This is a genomic window from Arthrobacter sp. A2-55 (genome assembly GCF_025548615.1).
In the GTDB taxonomy this organism is placed as follows: domain Bacteria; phylum Actinomycetota; class Actinomycetes; order Actinomycetales; family Micrococcaceae; genus Specibacter; species Specibacter silviterrae.
In genome coordinates this window covers 1-13,300 of sequence record NZ_JAJLOZ010000013.1, presented here as the reverse complement: position 1 = coordinate 13,300, position 13,300 = coordinate 1, and the positions used below count along the sequence as shown (strand labels likewise).

The 13,300-nt window shown below is 65.4% G+C and carries 11 protein-coding genes and 1 tRNA gene; 4 read left to right on the top strand and 8 right to left on the bottom strand.

Translation table 11 applies throughout. From position 1 onward, the window contains the following. Nucleotide 1: 1 nt before the first annotated feature. Nucleotides 2–907 carry an ABC transporter permease gene (locus LPN03_RS05615; protein WP_205678118.1) on the bottom strand — a complete coding sequence of 302 codons (906 nt, stop codon included), beginning with the start codon at nt 905–907 and terminating at the stop codon, nt 2–4. A 171-nt stretch (nt 908–1,078) separates the two neighbouring features. Beyond that, nucleotides 1,079–2,704 carry an ABC transporter substrate-binding protein gene (locus LPN03_RS05610; protein WP_165181477.1) on the bottom strand — a complete coding sequence of 542 codons (1,626 nt, stop codon included), beginning with the start codon at nt 2,702–2,704 and terminating at the stop codon, nt 1,079–1,081. 334 nt (nt 2,705–3,038) lie between these two features. Between LPN03_RS05610 and LPN03_RS05605 the strand changes: the two genes are divergently transcribed. Then, nucleotides 3,039–3,770 (top strand): FadR/GntR family transcriptional regulator, encoded by a 732-nt coding sequence (locus LPN03_RS05605; RefSeq protein ID WP_165181478.1) that lies wholly within the window; start codon nt 3,039–3,041, stop codon nt 3,768–3,770. Between the two features lie 25 nt (nt 3,771–3,795). After that, nucleotides 3,796–4,554: an alpha/beta fold hydrolase gene (locus tag LPN03_RS05600; RefSeq protein WP_165181479.1), complete on the top strand. Its 759-nt coding sequence runs from the start codon at nt 3,796–3,798 to the stop codon at nt 4,552–4,554. Between the two features lie 97 nt (nt 4,555–4,651). Here the strand turns inward: LPN03_RS05600 and LPN03_RS05595 are convergent. Next, nucleotides 4,652–4,724 (bottom strand) — tRNA-Arg (locus LPN03_RS05595). A gap of 282 nt (nt 4,725–5,006) precedes the next feature. On the opposite strand from LPN03_RS05595, the gene LPN03_RS05590 reads away from it, so the two are divergent. Beyond that, nucleotides 5,007–6,836 (top strand): phosphoenolpyruvate carboxykinase (GTP), encoded by a 1,830-nt coding sequence (locus LPN03_RS05590; RefSeq protein ID WP_262453477.1) that lies wholly within the window; start codon nt 5,007–5,009, stop codon nt 6,834–6,836. A gap of 66 nt (nt 6,837–6,902) precedes the next feature. Here the strand turns inward: LPN03_RS05590 and LPN03_RS05585 are convergent, their stop codons facing one another. The 4 genes from LPN03_RS05585 to LPN03_RS05570 form a co-directional block, all read right to left on the bottom strand. Then, nucleotides 6,903–8,075, bottom strand: coding sequence for a globin domain-containing protein (locus LPN03_RS05585; protein WP_262453447.1), 1,173 nt, complete (start codon nt 8,073–8,075; stop codon nt 6,903–6,905). A gap of 121 nt (nt 8,076–8,196) precedes the next feature. Continuing rightward, nucleotides 8,197–8,640, bottom strand: coding sequence for an RrF2 family transcriptional regulator (locus LPN03_RS05580; protein WP_262453446.1), 444 nt, complete (start codon nt 8,638–8,640; stop codon nt 8,197–8,199). Between the two features lie 3 nt (nt 8,641–8,643). Beyond that, nucleotides 8,644–9,090: a hypothetical protein gene (locus LPN03_RS05575; RefSeq protein WP_262453445.1), complete on the bottom strand. Its 447-nt coding sequence runs from the start codon at nt 9,088–9,090 to the stop codon at nt 8,644–8,646. A 19-nt stretch (nt 9,091–9,109) separates the two neighbouring features. Beyond that, the gene (locus tag LPN03_RS05570; RefSeq protein ID WP_262453444.1) at nt 9,110–10,522 is read right to left on the bottom strand and encodes a phosphomannomutase/phosphoglucomutase; all 1,413 of its coding nucleotides are present in this window, start codon (nt 10,520–10,522) and stop codon (nt 9,110–9,112) included. A gap of 139 nt (nt 10,523–10,661) precedes the next feature. On the opposite strand from LPN03_RS05570, the gene LPN03_RS05565 reads away from it, so the two are divergent. Then, a complete protein-coding gene (locus LPN03_RS05565) occupies nt 10,662–12,884 on the top strand; it encodes a RecQ family ATP-dependent DNA helicase (RefSeq protein WP_262453443.1) in 2,223 nt (740 codons plus the stop codon). 275 nt (nt 12,885–13,159) lie between these two features. On the opposite strand, the gene LPN03_RS05560 is transcribed toward LPN03_RS05565, so the two are convergent. Then, the coding region (locus LPN03_RS05560) for an SDR family oxidoreductase (RefSeq protein ID WP_262453476.1) at nt 13,160–13,300 on the bottom strand (141 nt) is incomplete at its 5' end.

The following is a 13,300-nucleotide window of genomic DNA, read 5'->3' as shown; positions in this document are numbered from 1 at the left end:
CTTAGACCGTCCTGATTCGGGGGTTGATGAGCAGGTAGAGAAGGTCGACCAGGATGTTCACGATCACGAACGTCACGGCGATGACGAGGACCACGCCCTGGACCAGGTTGGTGTCCGAGTTGGTGATGCCGTTGAGGATCTGCTGGCCCATGCCCGGCAGGGAGAAGATCATTTCAATCACGACGGCGCCGCCGAGCAGGTAGCCGATGCGCAGGCCCAGCACGGTCACCGGGGTGACAAGGGCGTTGCGCAGGACGTTTCGGGAGACGACGGTGAAGTACGGGACGCCGTTGCCGATCGCGGTGCGGACGTAGTCTCGGTCCAGTTCCTCAACCATGGAGGTGCGGACCACGCGGATCAGCGAGGCGGAGACGGGGACGGCCAGGGCCAGGGCCGGCAGCGCCATGGAGCTGAGCCAGCCGGCGAAGCCCTCGGAAGGGTCGGCCAGGCCGCCGGAGGGGAACCATGAGTTGTCTCCCAGGGCGAACCACTGGATCAACAGGATGCCCAACCAGAAGGAGGGTGTCGCAATGGCGGCGACGGAGAAGACGCGGATCAGCTGGTCAACCCAGGTGTCGCGGTACAGGGCCGCCAGGACACCGAAAACAAGTGAAATGACAACCGCGATGATCACGCCAACAAACGTTAACTGCAACGTGACGGGGAACGCGCTGGCAATGACATCGACGATGGGCTTGGCTGGCGGGAGGGTCGAACCGAAGTCGCCCGTGATGAGCTTGCCCAGGTAGTGGACATACTGGACGATCAGGGGATCGTTGAAGCCGTTGGCCTGGCGGTACTGGGCCAGCGCCTCGGGTGAAGCGCCCTCGCCCAGTGCGGCGACGGCGCGGTCGCCGGGCGCGAACTGCAGCACCACGAAGACGAGCAGGGTGACACCCAGGATCATCAACGGAAGGGCTGCGAGCCGGCGTCCCAGCAGTCGCAAAAAGTTTGCCAATGTACTTGCTCCGGTTCTATTTGCGTCCCGGCGGGCCGCGTCATAGTAAAGAAAAGTGGAAATGCGCAGGGGCCGCGGCCGGAAGGCCGCGGCCCCTGCTGTTGGAATGCGGGTGCGGAACTACGCGGTCCGGCCCACGCCTACAAACGAAAGGCCCGTGGTGGGCAGCGGTGCGAAGCCCTTGAGCTTCTTGCCGTCCCAGGCGGTGGGCAGCTTGCGGTGGAAGATCGGGTACAGCGGAACGGCGTCGGCAATGATGTCGATGATTTCCTTGTACAGGGCCTTCGCATCAGCATCGGATGCGCCGACTGCTGCGTTGAGCTTGGTCTGGACTTCCTTGTACTCCGGCGTGCCGCTCCAGGCAAAGCGGTTCTTGGCCCAGGTGTTGCCGCGGAAGAACCAGCTCAGGAGGATGTCGGCGTCGTTGCCGAAGACGGACGGGTCGCCGGGGGCGGCTACGACGTCGTAGTTCAGGCCGCCAACCTTGTCGGGGGCGTAGACGGCGGCGGAAGCCAGCGGCTCCAGCGTCGTGGCGACACCAATGGCGTCCCAGTTCTTCTTGATAAGCGGGACCACGTCCTTGACCCAGGCAGTGTCGGTGCTGGTGAGCGTCAGCTTCAGGTTGGTCACGCCGGCGGAGGCCAGCAGGGACTTGGCCTTGGCGGCGTCGAAGCCGTACACCGTGGCTGCCTTCTGGTAATTGGGGCTGCCTTCCTGGAAGTAGGAGGTCGCCGCCGTGCCGTTGCCCAGGAGTGCCGTCTTGATGATGGATTCCTTGTCCAGGGCGTAGTGCAGTGCCTGGCGGACTTCCTTCTTGTCGAACGGCGCGCGGGTCAGGTTGAACATGAGGAACATCAGGCCGAAGGACTGGACGGACTCGACGTCCAGCTTGGCCTTCAGGGCGTCAACGTCCAGGTAGGGGACGTCCTCGATGGCCTCGACGCGGCCGGACTGAGCAGCCGTGACGCGGGCGCTGGCATCGGAAAGCAGGAACCAGGTCATGCCCTTGGCCAGTGCCGGCTTCGGGCCGTTGTAGGCGTCGAAACGTTCGAAGACGATCTTGTCGTCCTTGGCGGCGGAGACGAACTTGTAGGGGCCGGTGCCGATCGGCTTGGCGTCGAAGGCCTTCTGGTCCTTCTCGGCGACGGCCTTCGGAACCACCTTGACCACCGAGATGCGGGGGCCGAAGCCGGCGAACGGGGTGTTGAGCTTGAACTCGACGGTCTTGGCGTCAACCTTCTTCACGGACTCGATGAAGAAGATGAACTGGGCGAACAGGGCCTTGTTGGCCGGGTCCATGACGCGCTCGAACGAGTAGACGACGTCGTCGGTGGTGACGGGGGAGCCGTTGTGGAACGTTGCGCCGTCGCGGATGGTGACCTGGTAGGTCTTGTCGTCAATCTTCTTGGGATCGGAGGCGGCCAGGGCGTTGTAGGGCACGCGCGTTGCCGGGTGCAGTTCCACCAGGCCTTCGAAGATGTGCAGGTTGGCGGCCAGGGGCGTGGCGCCTGAGGAGGACATCGGGTCGAAGCCGGTGGACAGTGAATAGGAGATGCCGGCCTCGATGGTCAGGTCCTTGTTGACTGTTCCGGTGTTGGCTGCGGCGCTGGACTTCGACTTTGACGGTCCTCCGCAGGCGGCGAGGGTGGCCGTGAAGGCCGTTGCCGTCCCAAGGACGCCGGCGGCCTTGAGGAATGTGCGGCGGGATGCCTGGTTGAGGGGCAGGTGCTGAAGAGTGGAGCTCATCTGTGGACTCACCGTTTCGCTTGTTGGTTATCGGATGTAGGACGTCCGATGCTTGATAGAAACTGTAATAGTCGTCACAGGGATTGGTCAAGTGGTGCGACGGTCTCGATTTGGCAACATCAAAACCCTGCACTTCGGCCGCCTGGTGATGTACCCGGGGGCGTGCCCCGGGCGGCGGCTCAAGGGGTGGTGCCAGGCCCTCCCTGCGCGGCATGAATGCCATTATGTATGCAAGTGGTGGGACATCCGATATTCTATGTTGTAAATCACGCACGCGGGGGTTCACCATTGAAGTGAATAACCGGCCCCGCAGCATCAATCCAGAGGAGTTCCGTTGGCCACTTCCACCGTAGTCCCCAAGGCTCGCTTTAGTGCCCAGGTCCGCCTGCGCGCCCTCCAGGCCGACATCATGGAACTTATTCTGGACCGTGACCTGGATGCGGGGGATCCCATGCCCACCGAGAGCGAACTCTCCGAGGTGCTGGGCGTGGGGCGCAACACGCTCCGTGAATCCCTCAAGGTGCTCCAGGCCCTGGGGGTCATTGAAATCCGCCATGGCTTCGGCATGTTTGTGGCACCGAGCAGCTTTGACGCCCTGGCGGACGGCCTTACGTTCCGCGGCCGGCTGTCGCTGCGCCATGAAGGGCTCGAGGCCCTGCAGCTGGTGGACATCCGCCAGGCCCTGGAATCCGGGCTGATCGGGGCATCCATCGGGAGCGTGACCGACGCCGAGCTGGTCCGGATCGAGGCCGCCGTCGCCAGGATGGAGGAGCTGGCGCTGCAGGGGGAGACTTTCGCCGAAGCGGACGCTGAATTCCACCGGCTGCTCTTTGAACCGCTGGGCAACGACCTCCTGATGAACTTGATGAGCGTTTTCTGGAAGGTCTACCGCAAGATCCACCTGGAAATTGGCATTGGCGGCACCGACCTGGTGGACACCGCCTCGCAGCACCGCGCCATCTACAACGCCGTGGCTGCCAAGGACGCCGCCTGCGCCTCGGAGCTGCTGAGCCGCCACTTTGACGGCATCCGGGCCAAGATCAAGGAGTTCGTGGACGTCGCCTGAGGCGGCGCTCAGCCATACTGGCACTATGAAAGTGCGGAAAGTGGTTGCCGGCGGGCACGAGGTGGTCTCCACGGACACCGGCCGGGCGGCGGAACGGACGGCGGAACGGACGTTCCTGCTGGTGCACGGCATCGGCATGGGCGCCTCCTACTTTGCCAGCCTGGGCGCGGCACTTGCGGGGTTCGGCCGGGTGGTGGCGGTGGACCTGCCCGGGTTTGGCGATGCGCCGGAGCCGGAAATGTCCCTCACCATGGCGGAGCTGGGCCGGGTGGTCATTGACTTTGTCAGGGTCGAGGGGCTGGTCGGGACCGTGCTGGTGGGTCACTCCATGGGCGCCCAAGTGGTGGCCGAGGCGGCGGCGCAACGCCCCGAAATGTTCCCGGAGGTGGTGCTGATTGCCCCTACGGTCAACGTGCACGAGCACACAGCGCCATGGCAGCTCTGGCGCATGGCGCAGGACCTCTTCGGCGAAAGCCCCCGCGTGATCGGCGTCGGGCTGGTAAATTACGCCAAGGCCGGCCCGCGCTGGATCCTCAAAAAACTGGGCAGCATGCTGGAGCACCCCATGGCGGAAACGCTCCCGCGCATCCGGGCCCACACGCTGGTGGTTCGCGGCAGCCGCGACCGGGTCTGCCCGCGCGGCTGGGTGGAGGAAGCCACCGCCATGATCCCGGGCGCCACCATGGTTGAGGTGGCCGGCCGCGGTCACGAAACCATGGTCAAGGACGGTTCGGCCGTGGCAGGGTACATCGCCGCACATGTGGGCGCTGTTCGCCCGGGCTGAAGGGCTGGGGCCGTCCGCGCCGCTCTACGCTGCTGCCAATGGGTGGCGGCCATTACAACGAAAAGCGGCCCACCTTAGTGGACCGCTTTTCTCGAAGTGCGCGCGAAGGGATTCGAACCCCCAACCTTCTGATCCGTAGTCAGATGCTCTATCCGTTGAGCTACGCACGCATATTCTGTTTCTTTTTTGTTTCCGGCCCTCGGGCCGTGAATAACTCTAACCCTACAATGCCTGTGTGTACAAATCGAACGTACAGTGTTCCCAAGCACTAGACCGGTCTAGGTGATCTACATCACAAAACTTGCCATCAAGTCCGTTCAACTTTCCCTGATTCTAGGCACTTTTGTCCCTCGACTCCGCTGTACATCCCATATCCAACGCCCGAAAACCGGCGGTTCCGGGCCATAACATTTAGAGCACACCAACTGACTGACCCAATGAAGGGATACATGATGGGCCACGCGCCAGTGCAGGATTCTGTTGAGCAGGCAATGACCACCCACGCAGGCCTGGCCGCGTGGGTCGCGGAAATTGCAGGGCTTACCCAGCCGGAGAACATCCACTGGGTTGACGGGTCTGCGGCGGAGTATGCAGCCCTGACGGGTGAACTGGTGGACGCGGGAACCCTGACCAGGCTCAATCCGGAACTGTTCCCCAATTCCTTCGCCGCGTTCTCGGACCCCAAGGACGTGGCCCGCGTTGAGGGCCGCACCTTCATCTGCTCCGAAAAGGAGCGCGACGCCGGCTTCACCAACAACTGGATGGATCCGGCGGAAATGAAGGCGATCCTGAAGGACCGCTTCGCCGGCAGCATGCGCGGCCGGACCATGTACGTCATTCCGTTCGTCATGGGCCCGCTCGACGCCGAGGACCCCAAGTTTGGTGTTGAAATTACCGACTCCGCCTACGTGGTGGCCTCCATGCGCATCATGGCCCGCATTGGCGCCGATGTGCTCCACAAGATTGAGCAGACCAACGCATTCTTTGTCCCCGCCCTCCACTCCGTCGGAGCCCCGTTGGAGCCCGGCCAGGCGGACGTGGCCTGGCCGTGCAGCGATGAGAAGTGGATTGTCCACTTCCCCGAGGAACGCTCCATTTTCTCCTACGGCTCCGGCTACGGCGGAAACGCCCTGCTCGGCAAGAAGTGCTTTGCCCTCCGCATTGCCTCCGTCATGGCCCGCGACGAGGGCTGGCTGGCGGAGCACATGCTCATACTCAAGCTCACCAGCCCCGAAAACAAGAGCTACCACGTGGCAGCCGCTTTCCCCTCGGCCTGCGGCAAGACCAACCTGGCGCTGCTCGATCCCACCGTCCCGGGCTGGAAGGCCGAGACCCTGGGCGATGACATCAACTGGATGCGCTTTGGCAAGGAAGGCGAGCTGCGCGCCGTCAACCCGGAAGCCGGCCTGTTTGGCGTGGCCCCCGGCACCGGCTGGTCCACCAACCCCAATGCCATGGCCGCCATTGCCAAGGGCAATTCCATCTTCACCAACGTTGCCCTGACCGACGACGGCGGTGTGTGGTGGGAGGGCATGACCGACCAGGTCCCCGCCCACCTGACGGACTGGCAGGGCAGCAGCTGGACGCCCGGCTCCGGACGTCCGGCTGCACACCCCAACTCCCGGTTCTGCACGCCCATCGCCCAGGTGGACATGCTTTCGCAGGAGTACTTCTCCCCGGAGGGCGTGGAAATCAACGCCATCCTGTTCGGCGGCCGCCGCAAAACCACCATTCCCCTGGTGACGCAGGCGCGTGACTGGACGCACGGCATCTTCCTGGGCTCCACGCTGTCATCGGAAACCACGGCCGCCGCCACCGGTGCCGTGGGCGTGGTCCGCCGGGACCCCATGGCCATGCTGCCGTTCATCGGCTACGACGCCGGCGACTACCTCAAGCACTGGATCGAACTCTCGGCAGACGCCAATCCGGACCGGCTGCCGAAGATCTTCCTGGTCAACTGGTTCCGCCGCACCTCCTCCGGCGGCTTCGCCTGGCCGGGCTTCGGTGAGAACAGCCGCGTGCTCAAATGGGCCATCGAGCGCATTGAGGGCAAGGCCGGCGCCGTCGAGACCCCCATCGGCTTTGTCCCGGCCGAGGGCTCGCTGGACCTGGACGGCCTGGACGTGTCGCTGTCGGACCTGGCGGATGCACTCAAGGTCGACGCGGGCGAATGGGACGCTGAACTGGCCGGCATCGACGAATGGTACGCACGCTTCGGCAACTCGCTCCCGGCCGAAATGGCTGCCGAACTCGAAGGCCTGAAGCAGCGCTTCGCAGCATAACGTCAAAGGGGCCCTGTCAGCTTCGACCACCCGTGGTCGAAGCTGACAGGGCCCCTTTGTGTGCGCCTAGTTGGCCCCGGCCAGCCAGAGATCCGGGCCAAACACCTCGTAGTGGATCTTCGCGGCCGGGATGCCGGCCTCCAGCGCCTGGCTGCGGATGGCCTTCATGAACGGCAGCGGGCCGCACACATACATGGACGCGCCGGCCGGAATGTCCAGGCCCTCCAGCGTCATGAAGCCCTTGTTGAACCCGTCCGCCGGCTCCTCCAGCCAGAGCTGCAGACGGGCGCCGTCTATCGCGTCAACGTCGCTGGTCATCTGCTCGCGCAGCGCCCATGCCTGGAGGTTTTTCTCGGCATGGAGCACCATGACGTCCCTGTCTGAGCCGGTCGCGGCAAGGAGGCGCAGGGCCGACGCCGAGGGGGTGCAGCCAATCCCGGCCGTTGCAAACACCACCGGGCCGTCGCCGTCGTCCAGGGTCACATCGCCGTAGGGGTTGGAAAGCTCCACTACGTCCCCCACCCGTATGTCCCGGTGCAGCACGGGGGAGACCTCGCCGCCGTCGTCGCGCTTGGTGGTGAACACGCGCCGGGTGGTGGATTCCACATCTGCCGACAGGGAATATTGGCGGCACTGGAGCAGGCCGTCCGGCAGGGCCACCCTGACCGAAACAAATTGGCCGGGGCGGGCCACGGTGACGGGGGTGGCGTCAGCCGGTTCCAGCACGAAGGTCATGCAATCGGTTCCGGCGGGATTCTTTTCCACCACTGTCCAGGGCATCCACAGTTTGTCATTGGCCTGGATGGCGTAGAGGCCCTTTTCAATCTTGATGAGCGCGTTGGCCATGAGCCAGTAAACTTCGGTCCAGGCGTCCGCGATCTCGGCGGTGATGACATCCGCGAGCTCTTCGGCGATGGCTTCGAAGAGGTACTTGTAGACGATCGGGTACTGGTCCTCCGTGATGCCCAGGGAGGTGTGCTTGTGGGCAATTCGGCTGAGCATCTGCTCGGGGATGAGATCCGGATTGGCGACCAGGGCGGAGGCGAACCCGGCGATTGATCCCGCCAGGGCCTTCTGCTGTTCGCCGTTGCTTTGGTTGGCACGGCTGAACAGGCCATCCAAAAGCTCGGGGCGGGCGGCGAACATGCGGCGGTAGAAGTTCGGCGTGATGGCGCCCAGCCGGGCCCCGACCAAGGGAAGGGTGGCTTCGATCAGGGGCCGTGATTTTTGCGAAAGCATCTGTACTCCTTGGGTGGAAGTCGTGGTGACAACCCCAAAGTAGCATTTGAAATGCGACATTTAAGTTAAATAAATCCCACCATTTCTACGAGTCGTCGAAAAGTTCGCGGGATGGCGCGGTTCAACCGTTTTGGCGTGTGTGCAATGTCACGAAGACCGGTCCGGCAGGAGGGGTGGCGGCCAGGCTGGATATCGTCACGTTGTCCAGCGAGGCGTAAAATGCCTCGCGGGCCTGGTTGAGGGCACCGCGCAGCCCGCATCCGTGCGCCAGGGGGCAATCACCTGATGCGGCTTCACAGGCTGCAACATCCGTGTGGTCATCCAGGATCCGCAGCACGCTGCCCACGGTTGCCTGAAGGCCCTTCGCGGAGATGCGCACACCTCCGCTGCGGCCGCGCATCGCAAGCAGCAGGCCCATCTGCCGCAGCTTCAGCACGGCCTTGCTGACGTGGTTGTACGGGGTTCCCACCAGTGTCGCCAGCTCGCGCGTGGTCAGCAGCTCCGTTTGGGTGGACAGCAGCATGAGCACGCGGAGGCTGACGTCGGAGAAGGCACTGATGCGCACCGGCTAGGCCCAGATTTGCCCGTCGCCGGGTTCCAGGAACGGCTCGGCAAACTCCCAGCCGTCCGGTGTCTGGCGGTAGGGGCGCACCGCCGAAACGGCCACGCCGGAGCTGTGCTCGGCCATGACATGGATGGCATCAGTTGCGTCGTCGGGCAGGTGGATGTCACACACGACGGCGGCCGCCCGGTTCTGGCCCTTTTGCTGGGACAGGGCCTGAAACAAGTCCGCAATCATCGCGTCGGCGTCCAGTTCTTCCTCGCCTCCCCCCTCCACGGAATTTGGCGCCACGGCCACGAGGCTGATGCTGCCGCCGTTGTCGACCACCAGGCCCACCGGCACGAAGGCCCCGTGGGCTTCGAGCTGGTCGCCGGCCACGCCCAGGGCCGTGCCGATCAGTTTGTTCAGATCCCCCTGGACCAGCGTTTCTTCTGTTTCTGCAGCGTCGTGCACGGTTCTCCTTGGGCGGGTGTTACTGGCGGACCAGGGCCAGGACGTCGTCGCGCACATCGGCCATGGTGGTGGCGTCCACGGCCTCGGCGTTCAGGCGCAGGAAGGGTTCGGTGTTGGAGGCGCGCAGGTTGAACCACCAGCTTCCGTCCGTGGCAGTGAACGTGACGCCGTCGAGCTCGTCAACCGTGACGCCGTCGCGCGTGTAGGCGGCACGGACCCTGGCGACGGCGGCGGGCACGTCCGCCAGCTGTGAGTTGATTTCGCCGCTGGAGACGTAGGGCTCGTACTCGCGGCCCAGCTCGGACAGCGGCCCGTCCTGCTCGCCCAGCGCGGCCAGGACGTGCATGGCGGCCAGCATGCCGGTGTCGGCGTTGAAGAAGTCGCGGAAGTAGTAGTGGGCGGAGTGTTCGCCGCCAAACACGGCACCTTCGGCGGCCATGACGGCCTTGATGAAGGAGTGCCCCACGCGGGTCCGCACGGCCCGGCCGCCGTCGTGGTTGATCAGTTCCGGTACGGCGCGGGAGGTGATGAGGTTGTGGATGACTGCGGGGCGTTCCTCGCCCAGGCCCTTGGCCCGGGCAATCTCCCGGCGGGCCACCAGGGCCGTGACGGCCGACGGCGAAACCGGCGCGCCGAGCTCGTCGATGACAAAGCAGCGGTCCGCGTCGCCGTCGAACGCCAGGCCGATGTCAGCGCCGTGCTTGACGACGGCGGCCTGCAGGTCCAGCAGGTTGGCCGGCTCCAGCGGGTTGGCCGGGTGGTTCGGGAACGTGCCGTCCAGCTCAAAGTAGAGGGGCACAATCTCAAAGGGAAGGCCCGGCAGGAGCGTGTCCCCCAGGACGGCGGGGGTGGTCATGCCGGCCATGCCATTGCCGGCGTCCACCACAATCTTCAGCGCGCGTGAGCCGCTCAGGTCCACGAGGGAGCGCAGGTATTCGGCGTACTTCTTCAGCACGTCGATGTCCGTGACCGAGCCGGCGTCCCCGGCGGGGATGCCGTCGGCGAGGTACTGCTGGGCCAGGTCCCGGATGTCCATCAGTCCGGTTTCGGAGGAGACCGGTACAGCCCCGGCCTTGGCCATTTTGATGCCGTTGTAGGTGGCGGGGTTGTGGCTGGCCGTGAACACTGCCCCTGCCGCGTTGAGCGCGCCACAGGCAAAGTAGAGCTCGTCCGTGGAAATCAAGCCGAGCAGCTGCACCTTGGCGCCGCGGCCCGAGGCACCTTCGGCAAACGCCTGGGAGAATCCGAGCGAGGACGGGCGCATGTCCCCGCCCACCAGCACTGTTTCGCCCTTCAGCCCGAGCACATCGACAAACGCGGCGCCCACGGCCCGGACGGACGCGGCCGTGATGGTCTCGCCCACAATGCCGCGCACGTCATAGGCCTTGAACGACGCGGACAGGTCAACGGGGTTATTCTCTGCAGTAGTCACGTCCCCATGCTACCGGGCGCCGTGCGACAGCGCAGGGCATACGTGCGGGTTTATCCACAGGCGTGCCCTTGTCCACAGATTGCTGCCCAGAGCCCTTGTGGCGGGGTGTCTGTCAGTTCCCACTGGAATACTGGGGTGCATGACACCAGACCAGTTCCCGGGCCAGCCGTCCACCACTTTTGACGGCACTGCTTTTGAGGGCGCCACCTTTGACGGCGCCGCTGCAAGTGGTGCCGTTGCGGACGCCGGGTCCACGCGCGCCCAGGCGCTGGTGGTGCTGCGCAAGCTCGTTGGGCGTGCGGATGCCGATTTTCACGACGGCCAGTTTGAGGCCATAGAGGCGCTGGTCGACGGCGGCCGCCGGGCTTTGGTGGTCCAGCGCACCGGCTGGGGGAAATCGGCCGTCTACTTTGTTTCCTCCCTGTTGCTGCGTGCCCGCGGTGCCGGACCCACACTGATTGTCTCGCCGCTGCTGGCATTGATGCGGGACCAGGTCGCCGCCGCCGAACGCGCCGGCGTGCGGGCCATGGCCATCAACTCCGCCAATGCCACCGAATGGGACCTGGTCTCGCGTGCGCTGGCAGCCGACGAAGTGGACGTGCTGCTCGTGTCCCCCGAGCGGCTGACCAACCCGTCCTTCCGCGAAAATCAGCTGCCCACGCTGATCCGGCGGACCGGCCTGCTGGTCATTGACGAGGCCCACTGCATTTCCGACTGGGGGCACGACTTCCGCCCGGACTACCGGCGCATTGCGGACTTGATCGCCCAATTGCCGCCGTCGGTGCCCGTGCTGGCTACAACGGCCACGGCCAATTCGCGGGTGGTGGCTGACATTGAGGAGCAGCTGGGTGCCGGTGTATTTACCATCCGCGGCCCGCTGGCGCGCAAGTCGCTGCGCCTGGGGGTGTTGAGGCTCGCCGACTCCCGCGACCGGCTGGGCTGGCTGCTCACCCATCTGGCGGACCTTCCCGGAAGCGGCATCATTTACACCTTGACAGTTTCCGCCGCGGAAGACACCGCCCGGTTGCTCGCCGAGGCCGGGCATGTGGTCAAGGCCTACACGGGCCGCACGGACACTATGGAACGGGAGTCCCTTGAGGAGGCCCTGAAAAACAACCAGGTCAAGGCACTCGTGGCCACCAGCGCCCTCGGCATGGGGTTCGACAAGCCGGACCTGGGCTTTGTCATCCACCTGGGGGCGCCGTCGTCGCCCGTGGCGTACTACCAGCAGGTGGGGCGTGCCGGCCGTGGCAGCGCCAACGCCGACGTGCTGCTGCTGCCCGGCAGCGAGGATGCGGACATTTGGCAGTACTTTGCCACGGCGTCGATGCCTTCAGCGGAGAAGGCGTCGGCGGTCCTGGAGACGCTGGGGCAGGCAGGCAAGCCCATGTCCACACCGGCGCTTGAGGCACGGGTTGACCTGCGGCGCACACCCCTGGAACTGCTGCTGAAGGTCCTGGCAGTGGATGGTGCAGTGCGGCGCGTGTCCGGCGGCTGGGAGTCCACGGGAGTGCCGTGGACATATGACTCGCAGCGCTACGAGCGCATTGCGCAGGCCAGGGTGGACGAGCAGCAGTCCATGATCGAGTACGAACGGATGGCCGGGTGCCGCATGGAGTATCTGGCCGTGGCGCTGGATGATTCAACGGCGGCGCCGTGCGGGCGCTGCGACTCATGCGCCGGGCGTTGGTTTCCCACGGACATTGGCACGGGCGCCGTGGCGGCTGCCAGCGAATCACTCAGCCACGCCGGCCTGCCCATCGACCCTCGCACCCTGTGGCCCACCGGCATGGACAGGCTCGGAGTTCCGGTAAAGGGCAAGATCAAGGCGGAAGAACAGGTGGCGCCCGGGCGCGTGCTGGCCAGGTTGACGGACCTGGGCTGGGGCAACGCCCTGCGCAGCATCTTTGCGGCAGGAGCCGTGGATGGCCCCGTTGACCCTGCCATGGTTCAGGCCGTCGTGGCGGTGCTGCGGGATTGGGGGCAGGCGCGCTGGGCCGGGCAGGGGAGGCCCGTGGCCGTCGTCTCGATGCCCTCCCGGACCAAGCCGGAGCTGGTGCGCTCGCTGGCCCAGGCCATGTGCGGCATTGGGCAGCTGCCGTACCTCGGCGAGCTGTCGCTCGATTTTGGCGGGCCCAGCGGCCAGCGCGGCGGCAACAGCGCCTACCGGCTGGCCGGAGTCTGGGACAGGATCGTCGTGGGCCCCGAGCTGGCTGCTGCCGTTTCCTCTTACGGCCGCGGGCCGGTCCTGCTCATTGACGACCTCGTCGACAGCCGCTGGACGCTGACCGTGGCCGGGCGCGCATTGCGCCAGGCCGGCGTGGACCAGGTGCTTCCGCTGGTGCTGGCCCAGGCCGGGTAGCGTGGGCCAGCACCGGCATTTGTCGGGGCTGGTAGTTCAGTCGCCTCGGCATGGCCCGCATTCCAGGCACCCGCCGCAACACGTTTTCAGACCCTCCCGCACGAATGGGGGTGTTTTGCCCGACGCTCCCGCACGAACGGGGGTGTTATTTGCGACGCTCCCGCACGAATGGTGGTTTTTGCGTGACGCTCCTGCACGAATGGGGGTGTTTTGCGTGACGCTCCCGCAGTTACTGCACGTGCGTCGGGCGAAAGTGACCCAATTCTGAGGGAGGGTTATTCGCCGGCGGGGCGGAGGCGGAGGGCTTGCATGCCGCCGTCGACGGCGATGGAGGTGCCGGTGGTGGAGCCGGAGAGGGGGCTGGCGAGGTAGGCGACGGCGCCGGCGACTTCGTCTGGTTGGACGAGGCGGCCGTG